Source organism: uncultured Phycicoccus sp. (assembly GCF_947495705.1).
Classification (GTDB): domain Bacteria; phylum Actinomycetota; class Actinomycetes; order Actinomycetales; family Dermatophilaceae; genus Phycicoccus.
In genome coordinates this window covers 1-21,513 of the sequence record NZ_CANLZR010000011.1, presented here as the reverse complement: position 1 = coordinate 21,513, position 21,513 = coordinate 1, and the positions used below count along the sequence as shown (strand labels likewise).

23 protein-coding genes and 1 pseudogene are annotated in these 21,513 nt (G+C 73.4%); 17 read left to right on the top strand and 7 right to left on the bottom strand.

All coding sequences use genetic code 11. The features are described 5' to 3' along the window. Positions 1–3 precede the first annotated feature (3 nt). From Q0963_RS14255 to Q0963_RS14190, 14 genes are all read left to right on the top strand, one after another. Positions 4–912, top strand: coding sequence for a glycosyltransferase family 2 protein (locus tag Q0963_RS14255; RefSeq protein WP_299447258.1), 909 nt, complete (start codon positions 4–6; stop codon positions 910–912). After that, complete coding sequence (locus Q0963_RS14250; RefSeq protein WP_299447255.1) at positions 909–1,454, top strand: DapH/DapD/GlmU-related protein; 546 nt, start codon at positions 909–911, stop codon at positions 1,452–1,454. The genes Q0963_RS14255 and Q0963_RS14250 overlap by 4 nt, the downstream gene beginning before the upstream one ends. Next, positions 1,451–2,515, top strand: a complete 1,065-nt coding sequence (locus tag Q0963_RS14245; protein WP_299447252.1) for an NAD(P)-dependent oxidoreductase — start codon at positions 1,451–1,453, stop codon at positions 2,513–2,515. The genes Q0963_RS14250 and Q0963_RS14245 overlap by 4 nt, the downstream gene beginning before the upstream one ends. Continuing rightward, a complete protein-coding gene (locus tag Q0963_RS14240) occupies positions 2,512–3,525 on the top strand; it encodes a glycosyltransferase (protein WP_299447250.1) in 1,014 nt (337 codons plus the stop codon). Before Q0963_RS14245 ends, Q0963_RS14240 begins: the two co-directional genes overlap by 4 nt. Then, a complete protein-coding gene (locus Q0963_RS14235; RefSeq protein ID WP_299447248.1) occupies positions 3,513–4,574 on the top strand; it encodes an RNA-binding protein in 1,062 nt (353 codons plus the stop codon). Before Q0963_RS14240 ends, Q0963_RS14235 begins: the two co-directional genes overlap by 13 nt. Next, the gene (locus tag Q0963_RS14230) at positions 4,571–5,272 is read left to right on the top strand and encodes a cytidylyltransferase domain-containing protein (protein ID WP_299447245.1); all 702 of its coding nucleotides are present in this window, start codon (positions 4,571–4,573) and stop codon (positions 5,270–5,272) included. Before Q0963_RS14235 ends, Q0963_RS14230 begins: the two co-directional genes overlap by 4 nt. Further along, a complete protein-coding gene (locus Q0963_RS14225) occupies positions 5,269–7,542 on the top strand; it encodes an N-acetylneuraminate synthase family protein (RefSeq protein WP_299447243.1) in 2,274 nt (757 codons plus the stop codon). The genes Q0963_RS14230 and Q0963_RS14225 overlap by 4 nt, the downstream gene beginning before the upstream one ends. Beyond that, entirely contained in the window at positions 7,533–8,600 is a 1,068-nt protein-coding gene (locus tag Q0963_RS14220; protein ID WP_299447241.1) for a glycosyltransferase family 4 protein, read from the top strand. Before Q0963_RS14225 ends, Q0963_RS14220 begins: the two co-directional genes overlap by 10 nt. Beyond that, positions 8,597–9,631, top strand: a complete 1,035-nt coding sequence (locus Q0963_RS14215; protein ID WP_299447238.1) for a glycosyltransferase family 1 protein — start codon at positions 8,597–8,599, stop codon at positions 9,629–9,631. Before Q0963_RS14220 ends, Q0963_RS14215 begins: the two co-directional genes overlap by 4 nt. A 34-nt stretch (positions 9,632–9,665) precedes the next feature. Next, positions 9,666–9,812 carry a hypothetical protein gene (locus tag Q0963_RS14210; protein ID WP_299447236.1) on the top strand — a complete coding sequence of 49 codons (147 nt, stop codon included), beginning with the start codon at positions 9,666–9,668 and terminating at the stop codon, positions 9,810–9,812. Beyond that, a complete protein-coding gene (locus tag Q0963_RS14205; protein ID WP_299447234.1) occupies positions 9,809–10,930 on the top strand; it encodes a glycosyltransferase in 1,122 nt (373 codons plus the stop codon). The genes Q0963_RS14210 and Q0963_RS14205 overlap by 4 nt, the downstream gene beginning before the upstream one ends. 115 nt (positions 10,931–11,045) lie before the next feature. Continuing rightward, a complete protein-coding gene (locus Q0963_RS14200; RefSeq protein WP_299447231.1) occupies positions 11,046–12,509 on the top strand; it encodes a sugar transferase in 1,464 nt (487 codons plus the stop codon). A 53-nt stretch (positions 12,510–12,562) separates the two neighbouring features. Continuing rightward, the gene (locus tag Q0963_RS14195; protein WP_299447228.1) at positions 12,563–13,420 is read left to right on the top strand and encodes a nucleotidyltransferase family protein; all 858 of its coding nucleotides are present in this window, start codon (positions 12,563–12,565) and stop codon (positions 13,418–13,420) included. Next, positions 13,417–13,686, top strand: a complete 270-nt coding sequence (locus Q0963_RS14190; protein WP_299447226.1) for a PqqD family peptide modification chaperone — start codon at positions 13,417–13,419, stop codon at positions 13,684–13,686. Before Q0963_RS14195 ends, Q0963_RS14190 begins: the two co-directional genes overlap by 4 nt. Here the strand turns inward: Q0963_RS14190 and Q0963_RS14185 are convergent. The 4 genes from Q0963_RS14185 to Q0963_RS14170 are packed head-to-tail and all read right to left on the bottom strand — an operon-like array spanning position 13,609 to position 16,237. After that, positions 13,609–14,064, bottom strand: coding sequence for a VanZ family protein (locus tag Q0963_RS14185; RefSeq protein ID WP_299447224.1), 456 nt, complete (start codon positions 14,062–14,064; stop codon positions 13,609–13,611). The genes Q0963_RS14190 and Q0963_RS14185 overlap by 78 nt on opposite strands. Beyond that, positions 14,061–14,681, bottom strand: coding sequence for a DUF2017 domain-containing protein (locus Q0963_RS14180; protein WP_299447222.1), 621 nt, complete (start codon positions 14,679–14,681; stop codon positions 14,061–14,063). Before Q0963_RS14180 ends, Q0963_RS14185 begins: the two co-directional genes overlap by 4 nt. Next, a complete protein-coding gene (gene clpS, locus Q0963_RS14175) occupies positions 14,681–14,971 on the bottom strand; it encodes an ATP-dependent Clp protease adapter ClpS (RefSeq protein ID WP_299447219.1) in 291 nt (96 codons plus the stop codon). The genes Q0963_RS14180 and clpS overlap by 1 nt, the downstream gene beginning before the upstream one ends. Positions 14,972–14,998: 27 nt before the next feature. Then, positions 14,999–16,237, bottom strand: coding sequence for a homogentisate 1,2-dioxygenase (locus Q0963_RS14170; protein WP_299447216.1), 1,239 nt, complete (start codon positions 16,235–16,237; stop codon positions 14,999–15,001). A 188-nt stretch (positions 16,238–16,425) separates the two neighbouring features. Here Q0963_RS14170 and Q0963_RS14165 point away from each other — a divergent pair, with 188 nt between their 5' ends. Then, positions 16,426–17,514, top strand: a complete 1,089-nt coding sequence (locus Q0963_RS14165; protein WP_299447213.1) for a DNA polymerase IV — start codon at positions 16,426–16,428, stop codon at positions 17,512–17,514. Between the two features lie 40 nt (positions 17,515–17,554). Here Q0963_RS14165 and Q0963_RS14160 read toward each other — a convergent pair whose 3' ends face one another. Further along, the gene (locus Q0963_RS14160) at positions 17,555–18,505 is read right to left on the bottom strand and encodes a class II glutamine amidotransferase (RefSeq protein ID WP_299447209.1); all 951 of its coding nucleotides are present in this window, start codon (positions 18,503–18,505) and stop codon (positions 17,555–17,557) included. A gap of 183 nt (positions 18,506–18,688) precedes the next feature. Between Q0963_RS14160 and Q0963_RS14155 the strand changes: the two genes are divergently transcribed. After that, on the top strand, positions 18,689–18,964 hold the full coding sequence (locus Q0963_RS14155; RefSeq protein WP_299447206.1) for a hypothetical protein: 276 nt from the start codon (positions 18,689–18,691) through the stop codon (positions 18,962–18,964). A 40-nt stretch (positions 18,965–19,004) separates the two neighbouring features. Here Q0963_RS14155 and cysM read toward each other — a convergent pair whose 3' ends face one another. Next, on the bottom strand, positions 19,005–19,892 hold the full coding sequence (gene cysM / locus Q0963_RS14150; RefSeq protein ID WP_367180073.1) for a cysteine synthase CysM: 888 nt from the start codon (positions 19,890–19,892) through the stop codon (positions 19,005–19,007). A gap of 457 nt (positions 19,893–20,349) precedes the next feature. Here cysM and Q0963_RS14145 point away from each other — a divergent pair, with 457 nt between their 5' ends. After that, on the top strand, positions 20,350–21,105 hold the full coding sequence (locus Q0963_RS14145; RefSeq protein WP_299447201.1) for a class I SAM-dependent methyltransferase: 756 nt from the start codon (positions 20,350–20,352) through the stop codon (positions 21,103–21,105). A 153-nt stretch (positions 21,106–21,258) separates the two neighbouring features. On the opposite strand, the pseudogene Q0963_RS14140 reads toward Q0963_RS14145, so the two are convergent. Next, positions 21,259–21,513 (bottom strand): annotated as a pseudogene (locus Q0963_RS14140) (HNH endonuclease); the annotation flags it as partial.

The following is a 21,513-nucleotide window of genomic DNA, read 5'->3' as shown; positions in this document are numbered from 1 at the left end:
CGCATGCCCGATGACCGACGCGCCGAGGGCGTCACCGTCGTCGTGCCGCACTACGGGCCGCCGGCCCCGACGCGCGACACGGTGCGCTCCCTCGTCGCGCAGCGTCACGCTCCCCTCCAGATCGTCGTGGTCGACGACCACTCCCCCGAGCCGCTCGGGGACCTCGACGGAGCCGAGGTCGTGCACCGGTCGACGAACGGGGGCTTCGGGTCCGCGGTCAACACCGGGGTCGAGCACGCCCGCCATCCGCTGCTCCTCATCCTCAACAGTGACGTCTCGGTGGGTCCGACGTTCGTGGCCGACCTCGTGGCCGCCGCCCGCCCCTGGCTCCCCGCGGTCGTCGGCCCGCTCGTCCTCGACCCCGGGGGGAAGCCGGCTCCCACCGCCCGCCACTTCCCCAGGGTCCGGCACCACGCCGTCGAGTGGCTGACCCCGCTCGCGCGGTTCCGGGAGCGTCGTCTGCTCCACGAGGCCGTCGGCCACGACACCCGGGCGATCCCCGGAGCGGTGCTCTCCGTCGACTGGGTCGTCGGGGCGGCCATGCTCGTGCCCACGGCGGACTTCCGCGCCGTGCAGGGCTTCGACCCGCGGTACTTCATGAACTCCGAGGAGGTCGACCTCCAGCGCCGGCTGCGCGAGCGCGGCCTGCCCTCGGTGTTCGCGGGCACGGTGTCGCTCACCCACGTCGGCGGCGGGTCGTCGGACCCGGCGGCCCGCAGGCGCTGGCTCGTCGCCTCCCGGATGGCCTACGCGCAGCGCTGGGGCGGCCGGCGCCGGCTCGCAGTGGCGCTGACGGTGGCCACCGGCGTGAACACCGTGGCCAACGTCGTCCGCCACCTCAGGGGGTCCGACGTCGACCCCGTCGCCGTCGCACGCGAGGAGTGGCGGCTCATCCACGGTGACCGCCGATGAGGGCCGCGCGCCGCCTCGTCGAGGCTCCGCCCTCGATCCGCTGGCACCTCGCCCGCGTCCGCGGTCCGCTGTACCGCCGCGCGTTCGCGGGCTTCGGGCCGGGGTCCGTCATCGTGCGCCCCCGCGTGCTGCGCGGGGTCGAGCACATCCGCATCGGGTCGCGCTGCGCGGTCAACGCGGGCGTCTGGCTCCAGGTCGAGGCCGGGGGCGGCCCGCTGCACATCGGGGACGACGCCTACCTCGGCCACCGCGTGCACATCCACTGCCTCGACCCGGTCACGGTCGGCGACCGGGTGCACATCGTCGACGACGTGTACATCGGCTCGGCGGACCACGACCGTGCCGACCGGTCGGCCGTCCACGGGTCGGGTCCGGTCGTCGTCGGTGACGACGTGTTCATCGGCCAGCGCGCCGTCGTCCTCGGCGGGGTGAGCATCGGTGCGGGCGCCACCGTCGGCGCCGGCGCGGTCGTCACCCACGACGTGCCCGCCGGCGCCACCGTCGCGGGCGTCCCCGCGCGGGTCGTGGGAGCCACCCCGTGACCGTCCTCGTCACCGGGGGTGCGGGCTTCATCGGCCAGCACCTCGCGCGTCGTCTGGTGGCCGCCGGCGCCGACGTCCTGGCCCTCGACCTGCTGCTCCCCCAGGTGCACGCGGACCCGGACCGGGCCGTCGAGGCGTTCCCGGGGCGGGTCGCCGTCGGTGACGTCGCGGACGAGGCCGCGTGGGGCGACCTGCCCGGGGGCATCGAGGCCGTCGTCCACCTCGCCGCCGAGACCGGCACCGGCCAGTCGATGTACGAGGTCGAGCGGTACCACCGGGTCAACGTCGAGGGGACCCGCCTGGCGGCGGGCTTCGCCGCCGCCCGGGGCCTGCCGCTCCTCTCCCTCAGCTCGCGGGCCGTGTACGGCGAGGGGCGTTACGGCTGCCCCGAGCACGGCACGACCTTCGGCGGGCGCTGCTGCGGGCGGGCGGCCCCGGCCGCCTCCCGTGAGGACGACCCCCACCACCCCGTGTCGGTGTACGGCGAGACCAAGTCGCTCGCCGAGGCGGCGGCCGTCGAGGCGGCGGCGGGCGCGGTCCCGCTCACCGTCGTGCGGCCGCAGAACGTCGTCGGCCCCGGCCAGGCGCTGCACAACCCCTACACCGGGGTGCTCGCCGCCTTCCTCGCGATGCTGCGAGAAGGTCGGGCACTCACCGTCTACGGCGACGGGCACCAGACCCGGGACCTCGTCCACGTCTCCGACCTCGTCGCCCTGCTCGCCTGGGCCCTCGAGCACCAGCCGCCGCCCGGCGAGCCGCGGATCCTCAACTGCGGCAGCGGCGTCCGCACGACCCTCGTCGAGCTCGCCGAGGCCGCGATCAGCGGCGCACCGGTCCGCTCCCCCGGCGTCACGCACGTCGACGTCCACCGGGCCGGCGACATCGACCACGCCTGCGCCGACCTCGACCGGCTCCGCGAGCTCGGGGCCCCCGAGCCCCGGTGGGGCGCGCACGACGCGGTCGCCGACTTCATCCGCCGCTCCTGGGACCGGCCGGGCGCGGGTGCCGCGGCCTGGGACGCCGCCCTCGACGAGCTGGCCCGTCGCGGCCTCACCTCGTGAGCCGGCCGACCCGGATCCTCGTCCTCAGCCCGGCCTTCCACGGCTACTGGCGTTCGCTGGAGCGCGCCCTCCGGGGCCTCGGCCACGACGTCCGGACCGTCCCGTACGACGAGCACCGGGGGCTCACCCGCCTGGCCGCCAAGGTCGGCCACGACCTGCCCGAGCGGCTCGGCGGGTCCGACACGCGCCGGCGCGCGATGCTCGGCGCCCGGGCCCGGGCCGCCGTCCTCGAGCACGACCCCGACGTCCTCGTCGTCGTCAAGGGCGACGCCTTCGACGACGCCTTCTGGGAGCTGCTCGAGGACCGCCGGCAGCGACGCGTGCTGTGGCTGTACGACGAGCTGCGCCGCACCGGTCACGACGGACGCTCGCTGGCCGCAGCGGGTCCGATCGCGTCCTACTCCCCTCTGGACGTCGCCGCCCTCACCGCCCGGGGGATCCGGGCGACGCACGTGCCGCTCGCCCACGACCCGGACCACCCGGTGGGGCCCGTCGGCGCGGCCCGCGAGGAGGTCGTGTTCGTCGGGGCCCGGTACCCGTCCCGCGAGGCCACGCTCCGCCGGCTCGCCGCCGCCGGCGTCCCGGTGCACGCCTACGGGCGGGACTGGTCGCCACACCCCGTCGACCGGCTCCGGACCTGGCGCGTCGGCGCGCCCGGCCTCCCCGCCGGCCGTGACCTCGACCGCGCCGACGCCTACGGTGTGATGGCGGGCGCGACGGCGACCCTCAACATCCACGGCGACCAGGACGGCTTCACGATGCGGACCTTCGAGGCGTGCGGGATCGGGGCCGTCCAGCTCCTCGACCGCGCCGACGTCACGCTCCACTACGACCCCGACACGGAGGTCGCGGTGTTCACCGACGCCGACGAGGCCGTCGAGCTGGCCCGTCGCGCGGCCACGGACCGGACCTGGGCCGACGGGCTGCGCCGTGCCGGCCGCGCGCGGACCCTGGCCGAGCACACCTTCGCGCACCGCGCCCGGGCCCTGGAGTCGCTGTGGACGGACTGACCCACCCCCGCGACCTCGAGGCCTGGCACCGGTGGCAGCTCGAACGTCAGCCGTGGCGCCGCCGGGTCCGCAACCTCGCCGGGGTCCTCGCGGACATCGCGCGACCGAGCACCCGGCCGGGCGAGGTCGTCGTCACCCGCGGCGGCACCGGACCCACGCGCGTCCTCGTGGTCCTCGACTCCCGCTCGACGAGCACGGTGTCGGCGCTCGCGCGCCCGCTCGAGCACCTCGACCTCGCGGGCGTCACCGTGCTCTCGCCCGAGCCCGTCCGCGACCTGCTGCCCACCTGGGTGTGGCGGGAGTCGAGCGGCCTCGTGTACGACGACCTGCCACGCCTCGCCGCCGGGGCCCCCGCGGTGCTCTCGACCGGTCACTACCTTCCCCTCGGCCGCGCGGCGCGCGACGCGGTCACCGACCCCGCCCGGTTCGTCACCGTCCAGCACGGCCTGCTCACCCCGCACGCGCCCCCGCTGGCGGAGGGGACGACGCTGCTCGCCTGGTCCGACGCCGACGCCGCCTTCTGGGGCGCCGGCCGCGACGACGTGCGACCCACGGTCGTCGGCTCCGAGCTGCTCTGGGAGGCCGGACGGCCGCCCGCGTCACCCGCCCGGCCCGGCGTCCCGCCCGTCTTCCTCGGGCAGATGCACGGGGCGGAGCTGCCGCACGAGCTGCTCGTCGCCGCAGCCGAGACCTTCTGCCGCACGACCGGCGCCACCTACCGGCCGCATCCCGTCGAGCGCGACCGGCGCTCGCGCGCGGTCCACACCCGGTTCGAGGCCACGGGCATCACGGTCGACCGCACGGGGACCCCGCTGCGCGAGCTCGGCGCGCCCGTCGTCAGTGTGTTCTCGACCGGGGTGCTCGAGGCCGCCGCCGCCGGCCTGCCCGCCCACGTGTACTGCCCCGATGCGCCGGCGTGGCTCACCGCCCTCTGGGACCGGTACGGCCTCAGCCCGTGGGGCGGCCCCCCGACGGCCTCCCCCGAACGGCCCGCCGTACAGCCCTCCCGCGCCGTGGCCGACGTCGTGGAGGGGATGATGAACAGGTGAGGATCCTCTGCGTCGTCCCCGCACGCGGCGGGTCCCGGGGCGTCCCCCGCAAGAACGTGCGGCCCGTCGCGGGGCGGCCCCTCATCACCTGGACGGTCGAGCAGGCGCTCGCCGCCCGGCCCGCGATGGACGTCGTCGTGTCCACCGACGACGAGGAGATCGTCGCCGTGGCCCGGGCCGCCGGCGCGCTCGTGCCGTTCCTGCGTCCCGCCGACCTCGCCCGCGACGACACCCCCACCGAACCCGTCGTCCGGCACGCCATCGCCGCCGCGCGCGCTGCCGACGCTGCACCTGACGCCGTCATGCTGCTCCAGGCCACCTCACCCGTCCGGCTCCCGGGCACCATCTCGCGGGCCGTGGCCCAGTTCGAGACCACCGGCGTCGACGCGCTCGTCGGGGTCGTCCCGCAGGCCCCGTTCATCTGGACCGACGGACCCGAACCGAGCGCCGCGTACGACGTGACCGCCCGCCCCCGCCGCCAGGACCTGACCCCGCAGACCCTCCGGTACCGCGAGACCGGGTCGCTCTACCTCACCCGGACCTGGGTGTACGACGAGCTGGACAACCGGATCGGCGGGCGCGTCGGCCTCTTCGTCATGGACGAGCTCGAAGGTGTCGACGTCGACACCGAGCTCGACCTCGCGGTCGCCGAGCAGACCCTGCGCTCGCTCACCACGGCCCCCGGAGCGACGTCGTGATCATCGAGCGCACCGTCACCCCGTTCGTCGTCTACCGCGAGGACCCCGTCCTGAGGGCGCTCGAGAAGATCACGGCGAACAAGGCCCGCATCGTCTTCTGCGTCACCGAGCACGGCCACCTCGTCGGTTCGATCTCCGACGGCGACGTCCGCCGCTGGATGGCCGGCCAGGATGCCGTGGACCTCTCGCGTCCGTGCTCCGACGTGGCGAACACCGCCCCGGTCAGCGTTCCCGAGGCCGCCACCCCGTCCGAGATCCGGCCCCTGTTCACCGAGGCCGTCGACCACATCCCGATCCTCGACGAGCACGGGCACCTCGTCGCCGTCGCGGTCAACCGCAGCGACGCCTTCCGGGTCGGCCGTCGCGAGGTCGGCAAGGACCAGGCGGTGTTCGTCATCGCCGAGATCGGCAACAACCACAACGGGTCCGTCGAGCTCGCGAAGCGCCTCGTCGAGCTGTCGGCCGAGGCCGGGGCCGACGCGGTGAAGTTCCAGCTCCGCGACATGGCGGCCCTGTACCGCGGCACGGCGGGCAGCAGCGCCGGGGAGGATCTCGGTCCGCAGTACACCCTGGACCTGCTCTCGAGGGTCAACCTCCCCGCCGAGTCCCTCTTCGAGGTGTTCGACCACGCCCGCGACGTCGGGGTCGACGTCATGTGCACCCCCTGGGACGCCCCGAGCGTCGACGCCCTCGTCGAGTACGGCGTGCCCGCGCTCAAGATCGCCTCGGCCGACCTGACGAACCACACGCTGCTGCGCCATGCGGCCGCGTCGGCCACCCCGCTCGTCGTCTCGACCGGGATGTCGACCGAGGCCGAGATCCGCGAGAGCGTCGCGCTCCTGCGCGGCACGGGCACGCCGTTCGCCCTGCTGCACTGCCAGTCGACGTACCCGGCGCCCTTCAAGGACGTCCACCTGCGTTACCTGGCCCGGCTCGCCGAGCTCGGCGACTGCCCGGTGGGCTACTCCGGGCACGAACGCGGGTTCCACGTCCCGCTGGCGGCCGTGGCCCTGGGCGCGACGATCATCGAGAAGCACGTCACCGTCGACCGGTCCATGGAGGGCAACGACCACACCGTCTCGCTCCTGCCCGACGAGCTGCGCGCGATGGTCGTGCGCATCCGCGAGGTCGAGGAGGCTCTGGGGAGCGGCGCACCGCGTCAGGTGTCGACCGGCGAGATGATGAACCGGGTCAACCTCGCCAAGAGCCTCGTCGCCGCCCGGGACATCGCGCCGGGCGAGGTCATCGACCGCCCCGCCGTCGACGTCAAGAGCCCCGGCCGCGGGCTCCAGCCGAACGCGATGGACCGGCTCGTCGGGCGGACCGCCAACCGGCCGCTGGCGGCCGGTGACTTCTTCTACGCCTCGGACCTCGCCGACTCCGTGCCGACGGCCCGCGACTACACGTTCCGCAGGCCGTGGGGCGTCCCGGTCCGCTACCACGACTGGCGCCAGCTCGTCGCGGACACCCGGCCGGACTTCCTCGAGTTCCACCTCTCGTACAAGGACCTCGAGCTCGAGCCCGAGGCGTTCTTCCGGGACCTTCCCGACCACTGCACCGACCGCGCGGGCGTGCTCGGCATGGCGTTCACGACGCACCTGCCCGACCTGTTCTCCCGGGACTTCATCGTCGACCTCGCCTCCCTCGACGACGACACCTGGAAGCGGTCGATCCACGAGCTGCAGCGCACGATCGACGTGACCCGCCGGCTCGCGCAGTGGTTCACCCTCACCGACGACCCCGTCGTCGTCGCGACGATGGGCGGCTTCACCTCCGACCGGCACCTCGACCCTGCGGAGCGCGCGATCCGGTACGAGCGGGTCGAGGCCGCCGTGGCCCAGGTGGACAGCGCCGGGGTCCGGCTCACGGCCCAGACCCTCCCCCCGTACCCGTGGCTCATCGGAGGCCAGCACTTCCACAACCTCTTCCTCGACCCCGACGACACCGCCGACTTCGCCCGCTCCACCGGCATCCCGCTGACGCTCGACACCTCGCACACCAAGCTCGCGACGAACTTCCTCGGGCGCTCGTTCCGGGACGCCGTCGACCTCCTCGCGCCGCACACCATCCACCTGCACCTCGTCGACGCCGTCGGGGTCGACGGCGAGGGCCCGCAGGTCGGGGACGGCGAGATCGACTGGCCCGTGCTCGCCGAGCAGCTCGACGCGCAGGCCCCCGGGGTCCCGTTCATCCCGGAGATCTGGCAGGGGCACGTCAACCACGGCGAGGGCTTCTGGGTGGCGCTCGAACGGCTGGAGCAGTGGTTCTGACGGCTCCGCTGGCCCTGTGGGTCCTCCCGGTCTCCGACCTCGGGGGGGTCGCACGCCATGTCCTGGACGTCACCGAGGTCGGGATCCCCGGGTACCGGGTGGCCGTCCTGTGCCCGCCCGGTCCGCTCGCGGACCGGCTGCGGGCCGGCGGCGCGGACGTCACGACCGGCCCCGTGGGCCCGGAGCACGGAGGGCGCTCGGCCCTCATCGCGACGCGCGCAGCCGTGCGGGAGCGACGCCCCGCCGTCGTCCACTCCCACCTGTCCTGGGCCGACGTCGTCACGGCCGCCGCGACCGTGGGCTCGGGCACCGCCCTCGTGAGCACCGAGCACGGCATCGCCGATGACGACCTCGTGTACCACCGCACCGTGTGGCGGTCCCGGGCCAAGGCGGCGCTGCACACCGCGCGGCTCCGCCGGGCCGATGCCGTCATCGCGGTGTCCGAGGCGACCGCGCGCAGCGTGCGGGCCCGGTGGCATCCGGGCCGCTCGACCCGGGTGCGCGTCGTCCGCAACGGGGTCGACCCGCTCCCCCACCGCGAGCAGCGGGCGCCGGGCCTGCACGTGTGCTCGATCGCCCGGTTCGCCCCCGAGAAGCGGCTCGACGCGCTCGTCCGGGCCTTCGCCACGCTGGCCGCGACCCATCCCGGTGCCCGGCTGACCCTCGCCGGGACCGGCGCGCTGGAGGAGCCGGTGCGCCGCCTCGTCGACGAGCTCGGCCTCGCCGACGCCACCGAGCTCCCCGGGCACGTCGACGCCGCGGACCTGCTCGGGCGGTCCGACGTCCTCGTCCAGCTGTCGGTGTGGGAGAACTGCTCGTACTCCCTCCTCGACGCCCTCGTCCACGGGGTGGGCGTCGTCGCCACACCGGTGGGTGGCAACACCGAGATCCTGCCCTCCGCGGCCCTCGTGCCGCACGACGAGCCGGCCGCCGTCGCGGATGCCGTCGCCCGGCAGGGGCTCGAGCCGTCGACTCGGCCGGCCCTGCCCGCCGGCTGGCCCACCCGGGCCCAGATGTGCGCCGACATCGCCCAGGTCTACCGCGAGGTGCGCACGTGACCCCGCCGTCGACGATCGCGTGGGACACCCGCTGGGAGGTGGTCAGCGGCATCGGACGTTTCAGCCGTGAGGTGCGCGGCCGCCTCGGCATCCCCCCGATCGCCGCGGGGGACGCCGCGCCGGCCTCCCTTCGCGGGCTGCTCGACCTCGAGCTGGCCTCGGTGCGAGAACGCCGGAGACCCACCCCCCGGGCGCTCGTGTGCCCCGGGTTCATGGCGCCCTTGAGCTGGCCCGCTCCGACCGCGGTCGTGATCCACGACCTGATGCACCGCGACGTGCCGGGAGAGGCCGGGCGCGCCCGGCGCGCGTATCTCGACACCGTCGTTCTGCGGTCCGTGCGATCGGCCGCTGTCGTCCTCACCGTCTCCGACCACTCCCGCTCGCGCATCCTCCGCTGGGCCGGTCTACCGCCGGAGCGCGTCGTCACCGTCGGGAACGGGGTGAGCTCGACGTTCAGCCCCGACGGCCCCTGCCGCCAGGAGCCGAAGGACTACCTCCTCTACGTCGGGAACCACAAGCCCCACAAGAACCTGCCCCGGATGCTCGAGGCCTTCGCGCGAGGCACGGACGACACGCTGTTGCTCTTCAGCGGAGACCCGGCGCCGCGCGTCCGCGCCCTCGCGGAGGACGTCGGCGTGCTGGACCGGATCGGGTTCCTCGGCCGACTCGACGACATCGGACTCGCCCAGGCGTACCGGGGCGCCGCAGCGGTGCTGGTCCTGTCGACCCACGAAGGCTTCGGCCTCCCGGCGCTCGAGGCGATGGCCTGCGGCACCCCGGTGGTCACCTCGTCGACGACCTCCCTCCCCGAGGTCGTCGGGGACGCCGGCCTCTACGCCGACCCCCACGACGTCGAGGCGATGGCCACTGCCATGGCGACCGTCCTGACCGACCAGGTCCGCGCCGGCGAGCTCGCTCTGGCGGGTCCGGCGCGATCGGCGGCATGGACGTGGGAGCGTGTCGCGGAGCGGACCGCGGCTGCCTTGACCCATCACCTCGGGGTCCAGGTCACGGCTGGTCTGCGAGGATGACCGCTCACCACACAGCGAAGGCGACACTGTCCTCATGAGTCGTGCTCTCAGCACCGGCATCGCCGGCGGCCAGGACTCGGAGGTGCTCGGCGACGTCCGCGACGAGACCGCCGCCCCGGGTGCCCCAGTCCTGCCCTCGCGACCTGGCCTGCGCACCGGGTCCGAGCGGGTCGCAGCGTGAGTGCGCGCCCCCCGGTGGCCATCGCCCACGACTACCTCACCCAGCGGGGCGGCGCCGAACGGGTGGTCCTCGCCATGGCCCGGGCCTTCCCCGAGGCGCGGATCCACACCACGCTGTACGAGCCTGGAACGACCTACCCCGAGTTCGCCGACCACGACATCGTCACCTCGCCACTCAACCGGATCGGGCCGGTACGCCGTGACCACCGGGTGGGCCTGCCGCTGTTCGCCCCGGCCGCGAGCGCGATGACGGTGGACGCCGACGTCACCCTCGTCTCCTCCAGCGGCTGGGCCCACGGGTTCCGGCACACCGGGCGGTCCATCGTCTACTGCCACAGCCCGGCCCGCTGGCTCTACCAGAGCGCCACCTACCTCGGCGGCTCGCCGGCGCGGTCGGCGAAAGGGGTCGCACTCCTCGCGATGCGACCCCCGCTGCGCCGATGGGACGCGAACGCTGCCCGCCGCAACGACCGCTACCTCGCGAACTCCCGCATCGTCCAGAGCCGGATCCGCAGCACGTACGGGATCGACGCCGACGTCGTCCCCGCGCCGCACTCGATGGACCCCGCTGCCGCTCAGGAGCCGGTGCCCGCACTCGCCGACTGGGCCGATCAGGGCTGGCTCCTCGTGGTGTCGCGGCTGCTGCCGTACAAGAACGTCGACGCGGTCGTCGAGGCCGTCCGGGGCACCGACCTGCGGCTCGTCGTCGTCGGTGACGGGCCCGGCCGCGAGGCCCTCCTGGCCCGGATGCCCGGCAACGTCCGCCTCGTCTCGGGCATCAGCGACGCCCAGGTCCGGTGGACGTACGCGCACTCACGTCTCCTCGTCGCGCCGAGCATCGAGGACTACGGCCTCTCGCCCCTGGAGGCCGCCGCGTTCGGGGTCCCGAGCCTCACCCTCGGCGCCGGCGGGTACCTCGACACCGTCCGCGACGGCGTCACCGGCCGGTACGTCGAGCGGGCCGACCCGGCACTGCTGCGGGCCGGTGCCCTCGAGTCGCTGGCGCGACCGTTCGACCCCGAGATCCTGAGGGCCCACGCCGCTGGGTTCGCCGAGGCCGGCTTCGCGACGCGGCTCCGGGACGAGGTCCACCTGTTGGGGGCGCGTGACCGTGCCTGAGCACGGGCCGGACCGCCGCCCTCGTCCGAACGGACGGGAGGACCCCGGCGTGGCCCCGCACAGCGCCGGGCCTGGCCATACTGGCACCCCCGACACTCCCGACCCCAGGCCGCCGATGACCGTCAACGAGCTCCTCGCGCCCCGGCTCGCCGCCCGTTCCGCCCGCTGGAACCGCCGCGCCCCCGCGGCCGCTGCCGTCCTCGTCGACCTCGCCCTCGCCGTGCTCGTCACGCTGGCCGCGGGGTTCGGGCGGGCCCGGCTCCCGGTGTTCGTCGACGTCGGCGACGTCCCCGAGCTCGTCGCCATGGCGGGAGCGCCGATCGTCGTCGGCTGGGTCGCCATCATCGCGCTCCACGGCGGGTACGCCCCGCACCTGCTCGGCGCCGGCACCCAGGAGTACAAGGTCATCGTCCGGGCGTCGCTCGTCACCGCCGGTGCCATCGGCGTCGTGAGCTTCCTCGGCAAGGTCCCGCTGTCCCGGGGGTTCTTCTTCCTCCTCCTCCTCTTCGGCGTCCCCTCGCTGCTCCTCGGCCGCTACCTGCTGCGTCGGGCCATCCACGCGCTGCGCCGGCGCGGGCACCTCACCCACCGCGTCGTCGTCGCCGGGTCGGCGGGCCAGGTCGACGAGGTGGCCGACGTGCTGCGACGCGAGCCGTGGCTCGGGTTCCGGGTCGTCGGCGCCCTGCTGCCCGCCGGCGAGTCCGGCACCGGCACCCCGGGCGGCATCCCCGTACTCGGCTCGACGGCCCGCACCGCAGCCGTAGCCGCCGAGGTGGCCTGCGACATCGTCCTGTTCGCCGGCGGCGCCGTGACCTCCGCCCAGCAGATGCGCCGGACCGCCTGGGACCTCGACGACACCGACGTGCAGATCATGCTCGTCCCGAGCCTCACCGAGGTCGCGACCGACCGGGTGCGGGTCCGACCGGCGGCCGGGCTGCACCTCATGGAGCTCGAGGGTCCGCGCGCGCACCGGGCGAGCCGGGTGTCCAAACGGGCCTTCGACATCGTCGGGGCCGGCCTGTGCCTCGTCCTCGCGAGCCCCCTGCTCCTCGTCACGGCCCTCGCGATCCGACGCCACGACGGAGGGCCCGTCATCTTCCGGCAACGACGGGTCGGTCGCGGCGGCGAGCTCTTCGACTGCCTGAAGTTCCGCTCGATGGTCATCGACGCCGACGCCCCGACCGGCGAGCGCACCCCGCGCAACATGCACGGCGAGGAGCACGTGCTGTTCAAGGACGCCACCGACCCGCGGGTCACTCCCCCCGGCCGGGTGATCCGGCGCTTCTCGATCGACGAGACCCCCCAGTTCCTCAACGTCCTCCGCGGCGAGATGAGCCTCGTCGGGCCACGCCCACCGCTGCCGGGCGAGGTCGAGCGGTACACCGACGACGTCCGCACCCGGCTCGCGGTGCGCCCGGGCATGACCGGGCTGTGGCAGGTGTCGGGCCGCTCCGACCTGTCGTGGGAGGACTCGGTGCGCCTCGACCTGTACTACGTCGACAACTGGTCGCTCGTGCAGGATCTCGCCATCCTGTGGCGCACCGCCTCGGCCGTGGTCCGGGCGCGCGGCGCGTACTGACGACCGGCCCGATGCTGCCACCGCGCACCGGCGCGCCCACCTACAGTGGGCTCGTGTCCGAGGGCCAGGCCGTCCCCCTGCGGGTGCGGGTCGAGCTGGCGCACGCCGCCGTGCAGCGCCTCGCCGACTCGTGCGGGGTCGACGTGCTCCACATCAAGGGTCCGGCCGTCGACCCCGGGCTGCGTCGTCACGAGTCCTCGGGCTCCGACGCCGACGTCCTGGTGCGCCCCGACGGGGTCGACCGGCTCATGGCCGCCCTCGCCGCCCACGGGTGGCGGGTCGAGACGACGTTCGAGGCGGGGTCGGCCTTCGACCACGCGGCGAACCTGTACCACCCCAGCTGGGGGCTCGTCGACGTCCACCGCCTCTACCCCGGGATGGACCACGAGCCCGCGGCGGCCTTCGAGGTGCTGTGGGCCGAGCGCGGCGCCCGCCCGCTCGCCCACGTCGCCTGCGCCGTGCCGAGCCCGCTGGGGCAGTCCCTGGTGCTGCTGCTGCACGCGGCCCGGACCCGCACGGCGGGCGAGCATCCCGACATCGCCCCGAACTGGACCGAGCGCACCGCCGCCGACCGGGACGCCCTGCGCGCACTGGCGGAGCGCACCGGGGCGACGGTCGCCCTGGCCGCGGCCATCGGTGAGCTCGCCCGGCACGCCGGAACGCCGGAGGCGGCGTTGTGGGAGGTCTTCGCCCGGGAGGACGACCGGCTCGGCGAGTGGCGGGCCCGCTGGCGGGCCGCCCGCGGCCCCGCGGCCAAGGTCTCGGTGGCCGTCCGGTCTCTCGGGGTGAACCGGTACTACCTGCGGCAGCGGCTCGGGCACGAGCCGACCGGGTCCGACGTCGCCGCCGAGTTCGTCCGGCGGCTGCGCACCGGGGTGGGGGCCGTGGCGGGCCGGATGGTCCGCCGATGACAGCGCCGGGTGTCGAGGTCAGTGCCGCCGCGGGCTGGGTCGAGGTCGACGGTGTCGTCTACGCGGCCGCGCTCCCCGACGGCCCACCCCTGGTCCTGCACGGCCCGGGCGCGCTCGTGTGGCGAGCGGCGGTCCCGGGCGGGACGCTCACCGAGGTCGTCGCGCGGGTGGCCGCCGCGGCGGAGACCTCAGCCGAGGTCGTCGCGGACGACGTCACCCGGTTCGTCGACGACCTCGTCGCGGCCGGCGTGCTGACGTACGCGTGACGCGACGAGCGCCCCGACGGCGGCGCCGGCCGTGTTGCAGGCGACGTCGAGCAGGCTCGCCTGGCGCTCCATGACCGGCAGCAGCTGGGCGAGCTCGACGGCGCCGCTGAGACCCGCCAGCACGAGGACGGTCGTCAGGACGCGGGCGCGCAGGGCGGCCACCCCGAGCCACCCCAACGGGACGAAGACGAGCACGTTGAGCAGGGCCGCGTAGTGCTCCGGCCGGACCTGCTGCGGCATCCCCCGCTCGAGCAGGACCACGTAGCCGTCGACGACGACGCGGCGCACGGCCTCGCCGTCGGGCCACAGCAGCACCGGCACGAGGAGCACGGCGAGGACGACGGCCGCCCCGGCCCCGGGGCGTCGCACGGGCGTCACCGCCTCAGGAGTGCGGTCGCGAGGGTCTCCTGGAGCCAGGTGAGGAAGTCGTACAGCGCCACGGCGTACACGAGCGGGTCGTCCGGGTCCGAGGAGTCGGCACGCGCCTCGACCGCCTCGACGTCCTCGTCGGTGTGCAGGCCCAGCCGTTCGCCGAGCACCAGGCGCACGTCGGTGAGCGCGGTGAGGAACGCCCGGGACTGGTCGGCGTCGAGCACGACGTCGTCCCCGCTCGCGGCGCGCACCGCGGCGACCGAGGCCGCGAGCCCCGCCGCCTTGCGGTGCCGGATGCCGCCCTCGGTGAGGTGCCGGAACTCGTCGGCCGCCTCGGGGTCCTGCCGGTTGGCCGTCGGCAGGAGCCGGTCCAGGGCCGGGTCGCGCTGGCCCCCGCCGGCGGTGCGGCCCCGGCTCGTCGCCTCGTGGGGGTCCCCCGAGAAGGTCATCCCGGCGACGATCGCGTCGAACCGCGCGTCCCCGGTCCCCGCGACGTCGGGTGCCTCGAGCAGGTCGGCGACCTGCTCCATGAGCGTCGCGACGATCTCGCGCTCGTCGGCGTCGAGCGTCGCGACGTAGCGGCGGTCCGCGCCCTTGCCCTGACGCCGGAAGGCCTTGGCCATCAGGAGTCCTTCTGGAACGTCGCCCACAGGCCGTAGCCGTGGAGCGCCTCGGTATCGGCCTCCATCGCCTCGCGCGGCCCGGTGCTCACGACGGAGCGGCCCTCGGTGTGGACCTGCATCATGAGCTTCTCGGCCTTCGCCCTGGAGTACCCGAAGTGCTGCTGCAGCACGAACGTCACGTACGACATGAGGTTGACGGGGTCGTTCCACACGATCGTGACCCAGGGGACATCCGGAGCCACGTCCCCCTCGGGGGTCACGACCTCCTCGGTCACGGGTGCGAGCGACACCGCCCCAGGATAGGAGGCCCGGTGGGGTCAGCCGCGCCCGCGGTTCCAGGAGTCGGCATAGACGCCGTCGTCGACGGCGAGCCCGCCCTCCCCCAGCTCGAGCGGGCGGAAGGTGTCGACCATCACGGCGAGCTCGTCGAAGTACTCGACGCCGATGGACGCCTCGGACGCTCCCGGCTGCGGCCCGTGGGCATGACCGCCGGGGTGCACCGAGATCGAGCCCTTGCCGATGCCCGAGCCCTTGCGGGCCTCGTAGTCGCCGTCGACGTAGAACATGATCTCGTCGCTGTCGACGTTCGAGTGGTAGTACGGCACCGGGATCGACAGCGGGTGGTAGTCGACCTTGCGGGGGACGAAGTTGCAGATGACGAAGTTCCAGCCCTCGAAGACCTGGTGCACCGGCGGCGGCTGGTGCACGCGGCCCGTGATCGGCTCGTAGTCGCGGACGTTGAACGCGTACGGGTAGAGGCAGCCGTCCCAGCCGACGACGTCGAGGGGGTGGAAGGGCACCTCGTGGATGGTGCCGACGATGCCCCCAGGACCGTTGCCGCGGTGCTTGATGTACACCTCGGCGCCGTCGGTGGCCTTCGCGCCGATGTCCTCGGCCAGCAGGGGGCCTTGCGGGGCGCGCAGGTCACGCTCGCAGTACGGGGCGTGTTCGAGCAGCTGGCCGTACTTGCTGAGGTAGCGCTTGGGCGGGGCGATGTGGCTGTTGGCCTCGATGCAGTAGGCGCGCAGCGGGTCCTTCGTCGACCGCTTCGGGATCCAGCGGTGGGTCGTGGCCCGCGGGATGATGAGGTAGTCGCCCTCGGCGACGTCGAAGGCCCCGAAGACGGTCTCGACCCGCGCCTGGCCGCGCTCGACGTAGACGCACTCGTCGCCGACGCCGTTGCGGTACCAGGGGCTCGGCTCGCCGGCGACGACGTAGGAGATGCGCACGTCACCGTTGCCGAGCACGAGCCGGCGGCCGGTGACGACGTCGGTGCTCTTGACGTCCTTGGGGGCGAAGAGGTCGTGCAGCTTGAGGTGACGCGGCGTCAGTGGGTGGTTCGGCGTCGTCGACAGGTCGCCGGGGGTCCAGACCCGGGCGCCGGCGATCGTCGAGGGGATGTTGCGGTGGTACAGCAGGCTCGAGTCCGAGCTGAACCCCTCCTCCCCCATGAGCTCCTCGTAGTACAGCTCGCCCTGCTTGCCGCGGCCGGCGGGCCGGCGGTGCTGGGTGTGCCGCTTGGGGGGAATGCTGCCCATCGCCTGGTAGTGCGCCACGGTTGTCGTCCACCTCGCTGTGGGGTCGGAGCTCGGTCCAGCCCACCCTAGAGTCTGCGCGATCGACTGGCATCCCTGTGCGGTCGACCCGGGTCACTGTGGCCAGGAGTGTCCACCCCCACCCGACGCCGGCCGGACAACCTGCCCACCGCCGGGCGATCCGCGAGCCTGGAGGGGATGATGGGGCGATGGCGGCGCGCGCCTTCCCCTTCGTCCTGCACCTCGACCTCGACCAGTTCATCGCGGCGGTCGAGGTGCTGCGCCACCCCGAGCTCGCCGGGCGCGAGGTCGTCGTCGGCGGGCGCGGGGACCCCAGCGAGCGAGCGGTCGTCTCGACGGCCAGCTACGAGGCGCGCGAGCGCGGTGTGCACTCCGGCATGCCGTTGCGGGTCGCGGCCCGCAAGGCGCCGGACGCGGTGTTCCTGCCCGTCGACGGGCCGCACTACCTCGCGGCGTCCGAGGAGGTGTTCGCGACCGTGCGCGATCTCGGCCTCGTCGTCGAGGTGCTCGGGTGGGACGAGGGCTTCGTCGGCGGCGACACCGACGACCCGGAGTCGCTGGCCCGCCGCATCCAGGCGGCGGTGCTCGAGCGGACCCGGCTGCACTGCTCGCTGGGCGTCGGGGACAACCGGGTCAGGGCCAAGATCGCGACCGACTTCGGCAAGCCCCGAGGTGTCTACCGGCTGACCGCCGAGAACTGGGCCGGGGTCATGGGGCACCGGCCGACGATCGCGCTGTGGGGCGTCGGGTCCCGGGTGTCGGCGCGCCTCGACAAGCACGGCATCGGCACCGTCGACGAGCTCGCGGCGGCCGACCCCGAGGTGCTCGTCGCCGAGTTCGGGCCGCGGATGGGGGCCTGGTACGGCGCCCTCGGCCGCGGGGAGGGTAGCGCGGAGGTCGACGACGCGCCGTGGGTGGCGCGGGGCCACAGCCGGGAGACGACGTACCAGCAGAACCTCACGACGACGGAGACGATCGCCGACGCGGTCCGGGTGCTCACCGCGCAGGTCCTCCAGGACGTGCACCGGGAGGGACGGCCGGTGCAGCGGGTCGGGCTCAAGATCCGCTACGCCCCGTTCTTCACCGTCAACCGGAGCCGGAAGCTGCCGGCCCCCACGTCGGAGCCCGAGGCGGTGCAGGCCGCGGTCCAGGCCCTCCTCGCCGACCACCTCGAGGAGGGCCGGGAGGTGCGGCTCCTCGGCGTCCGCGCCGAGATGACGATGCCGGACGAGGACGGGGACGAGGTCGGCCGCACCCCGGTCCGCGGTCGGGTCTGATCCGAGGCGTCGGCACCCGCGGCCCGGGTCGGGTTCGCGCCTACACCGACAGCGTGCTGACGGTCCTGGTCACTCGTTCGCCGTCGTTCTCGAGGAACACCATCTCGCCGAACTCGACGTAGGACCAGCCGTCGGTGTCGTCGGTGAGGGCCTCGGAGGCGAAGATGGCGCCGGTCGCCCCTTCTTCGTCGCACGTCTCGAAGTTGTAGGTCGTCTCGTCCTTCTCGAAGTTGCGACCCATCAGGAGGTACATCGGCTCCAGGAGCATGGAGAGGGCGAAGTCGTCCGTGCCCGGACCTGACTCGCGCAGCTCCTTCCAGTCGCCGGTCGGGTTCGTCTCGCCGTGGAGTCCGAGACCGGCGTTGACCCCGATGATGCGGTTCGGGGACACCAGCGCCATCTTCAGCTTGGTCAGACCCGGGAGGTCGAGGTCCGCCATCGCTCCGGCGATCAGCCGGATCATCTCCTCGACCGCACGCTGGACGTCCTCGTTGCTGTCGCCCTCGAGCAGCGAGAGCAGGAGCACGTAGAGAAACTCGGTGTCCGTCGTGCCACGCATCTGCTCCAGGTAGGTGTCCTTGCAGTGTCGCAGGAGCTCCCGCTGCAGGAGCTGCCAGTTCGGCAGGTAGCCGTTCTGGGCGACGATCCAGGGCGTCTCGGCGAACGAGAAGGGATGGCAGTTCTCGTCGGCCAGGACGACCTTCGCGTCGTAGGCGGCTGCCCGGACATGGGCGAGCATCGTGCTGGCGCGCAGGCTCGGGACGATGCGCTCGAGGTTGTCGTCGTAGAAGGCTGCGATGGGACGGCGGTAGATGAACGGGTCCTCCGGCTTCAGGAGGTGCTCACTCCACGCGCCGAAGCCCCATCCGGCCAGCTGGAGCTCCGGGTGCCGTTCAGGGTCGAGTGCCTGGTTGAACAGGCTGTTCGTGGGCGTGAGGAGCAGGTTCGCCAGCGGGGTCTCCGGCCCGATGAACGCGAGCACTCGGCACATGGGGTTCCTTGACTGACGGGGTCGCTCGGGGTGAGCGTCGACAGCCTATGGTCCGGGCTGGTCGATCACCCGATTGACGCTCCTCCGTTCGTCGGGGCCCCCCGGCCCATCGCCCGATGATCCGGAGCGTCGGACAGCGGTTCAGTGGAGGCAGAGACACGACCTCACGAAAGGGCCGGCCCGATGTTCGACTCGACACCCACGCAGTCCCACAACCCGGTGGCCGTCAGCACCGTCGAAGCAGTCCACCGACGCGACCACCACCACGGAGGTGACGAGGCCTGCCAGCCTCACCTGGTCGAGGTCGTCCATCTCGGCCGCCAAGCCGTCGCGGTCTGCCACGACTGTCGCCAGGACTCGGGCTTCCTTCCTGAGCGCGACGCCGACCGGCTGGCTTCCGACCACCGCCTGGAGACCGCCGAGGACGGCTCCTCGTCCTTCTCCTCACGGGTGGCGTGACTCGACGTCGCTGTTGCGAACGGCCGCCGCGGGAACGCTCTCAGGCGGGGAACACGCCGCTGGAGAGGTACCGGTCGCCGCGGTCGCAGACCACGAAGACGATCGTCGCCCCCTCGACCTCCCGGGCCACCTGTAGGGCCGTCCAGCAGGCGCCGGCCGCGGAGACGCCGCCGAAGATGCCCTCCTCGCGGGCCAGCCGGCGGGCCGCCTCCTCGGCGTCGGTCTGGGTGACCTCCACGGTCCGGTCCACCGCCGACGGGTCGAAGATCTTCGGCACGTACTCCGGTGGCCAGGCACGGATACCGGGGATCTTGGAGCCCTCCGCGGGCTGTGCGCCGACGATCTGGATGCCGGGGTTGCGCGACTTCAGGAACCGCGAGACCCCGGTGATCGTGCCGGTGGTGCCCATCGCGGACACGAAGTGCGTGATCCGTCCGTCGGTCTGGCGCCACAGCTCCGGGCCCGTCCCGTCCTCGTGGGCACGCGGGTTGTCCGGATTCCCGAACTGGTCCAGGACCCGGCCGCGGCCCTCCCGCTCCATCCGCGTCACGACGTCGCGGGCCTCCTCCATGCCGCCACCTGCCGGGGTGAGGACCAGGTCGGCTCCGTATGCCTTCATCGTCTGGATCCGCTCGGTGGAGGCGTCCTCGGGCATCACGAGGACCAGCGGGTAGCCGCTGATCGCCGCCGCCATCGCCAAGCCGATCCCGGTGTTGCCCGACGTGGCTTCCAGCAGCGTGTCGCCGGGGGCGATCTCCCCTCGCGCCTCAGCGCCCCGGATCATGCTGATCGCCGGCCGGTCCTTCACCGAGCCGGCCGGGTTGTTCCCCTCGAGCTTGGCGAGCAGCACGTTGCCGCGGCGGTCGTTCTCCGGCCCGGGCAGGCGCTGCAGACGCACCAGTGGGGTGTCGCCGATGACGTCCTCCATCGTGGGGTACGTCGGAGGGTTGCTCACCCGCAGGAGTCTACGGCGGCGCACACCGAGGGATCCCAGCCGACTGCGCGACCCCGGCCCGAGCTGAACCTGCGTCTCTTCGCCCAGAAGGGGCTACCCCGACCACCCCTGCGTCGAACGACGAGAACACGCCGTCGACGAGGTCAGCGGCGCGGCATGTTCTCGTCGTTCGTCGGGGCGACGGGCTACTCCGTCGAGGGCGCGGGTGGCGGCACTGCCGTTGGGGTGGCAACTCCACGGGCTGAGCCATCGGACGTGCCCTGAACCGCCTCCCCGAGGTCGTGGACCCGCTGCATAGCGCCGCGTGTCGACCGCCCGGGTTGCGGCACGAGCGGACGAGTTGCGCTTGCGGCAAAGCGTTTGTGCCCTCACTGCTCCGTTGATGTACTGATGCGTCATCGTGAGTCTGCCGTGTGACGGAGGGGGTGCTGTGACCAGCTACGGCGAGCTGGCTGAGGTCTACGAGTGGCTCATCTCCGACGCAAAGCTGGTTCCAGCCGAGTTCGCTGCGTCGTTCGACGACGTCCTCGATCTCCTGCCGTCGAACGCTCACGTCCTCGACTGTTCGTGCGGAACGGGACAGCTGGCGGTAGGCATCGCCGGTCGTGGCATGCAGGTCGTCGCCACCGACGCCAGCGAAGCGATGGTTCGTCGGACCGCGGAGCTCGCCGAGGAGCACAGGGCATCTGTCCGGACGGTATGGGCGGACTGGCAGGAACTGCCCGACCATTTCGACGACGACACCTTCGACATGGTGTTCTGCGTCGGCAACTCGCTGCACCATGCCGTGGGCGCGAGAGGAAGAGCGGCAGCCCTGGAGTCGATGTCACGCCTTCTACGCCCCCGCGGGCGCCTGGTCTTGACCTCCCGCACGTGGGAGCTCGTCAGGTCCAGAGGTTCCCGGCTTGACGTCGGCGACCGACTCATCAGCCGGAACGGCCGGGATGGCATGGTGGTCTACTGGTGGGAGATCGCGCCGCATTGGGAGGACGAGCACCACATCGAGATCGCTATCGCGGAAGTCGCAAAGGACAACTCGGTCCTGGTTCACTCCGAACGGCTGTCGTCGTGGCCGTACCGGTACGTCGACCTCGTCTCGGAACTGGAGCGCGTCGGGCTAGAAGTCGAGACAAGCACGTTTGACCCTGAGGCAGAGAACTACACCGTGGTGGCCATCAGGGTGTAGCACCTGGCCCAGCGCCCCCAGCTGGACGGCGTGGTCGGTTCCAGGATGCATGTGCCTGCCCCTCGGAAGAGTCGGACACTCTGCAACTGCGTCGTTCCGGGCCGCGTTTGACGTAGGTCATCTGCTCCGGAGGTGTGCCCTCGGCCGCCCGGGTCAGGCGGCGTGGAGGAGTGCCTGGAGGTGTCGTTCCAGGGGAGAGTCTGGGTCAGGCTCGGTGCCTGACGCGGGCTCGGGTTCGGGGTCGGGTGGGTCGGTGCCCCAGCCGAGCAGGGGCGGGGCGTGGGAGTGGTAGGTGTGCCCGGCCGGGGTGGTGACCTCGAGCTCGTGGGGTGAGGTGGAGAGCACCCGGGCCTGCCAGCCGGGGGCTTCCTTGACGCCGTTGCAGCGGGCGCACAGCCCGGACCCGTT

Coding starts and splice junctions, on each gene's coding strand:
- Q0963_RS14255 (WP_299447258.1), top strand. CDS start 4: ATGCCCGATGACCGACGCGCCGAGGGCGTCACCGTCGTCGTGCCGCAC.
- Q0963_RS14250 (WP_299447255.1), top strand. CDS start 909: ATGAGGGCCGCGCGCCGCCTCGTCGAGGCTCCGCCCTCGATCCGCTGG.
- Q0963_RS14210 (WP_299447236.1), top strand. CDS start 9,666: ATGAGTCGTGCTCTCAGCACCGGCATCGCCGGCGGCCAGGACTCGGAG.
- Q0963_RS14200 (WP_299447231.1), top strand. CDS start 11,046: ATGACCGTCAACGAGCTCCTCGCGCCCCGGCTCGCCGCCCGTTCCGCC.
- Q0963_RS14190 (WP_299447226.1), top strand. CDS start 13,417: ATGACAGCGCCGGGTGTCGAGGTCAGTGCCGCCGCGGGCTGGGTCGAG.
- Q0963_RS14180 (WP_299447222.1), bottom strand. CDS start 14,681: ATGGCCAAGGCCTTCCGGCGTCAGGGCAAGGGCGCGGACCGCCGCTAC.
- Q0963_RS14165 (WP_299447213.1), top strand. CDS start 16,426: ATGGCGGCGCGCGCCTTCCCCTTCGTCCTGCACCTCGACCTCGACCAG.
- Q0963_RS14160 (WP_299447209.1), bottom strand. CDS start 18,505: ATGTGCCGAGTGCTCGCGTTCATCGGGCCGGAGACCCCGCTGGCGAAC.
- Q0963_RS14155 (WP_299447206.1), top strand. CDS start 18,689: ATGTTCGACTCGACACCCACGCAGTCCCACAACCCGGTGGCCGTCAGC.
- cysM (WP_367180073.1), bottom strand. CDS start 19,892: ATGGAGGACGTCATCGGCGACACCCCACTGGTGCGTCTGCAGCGCCTG.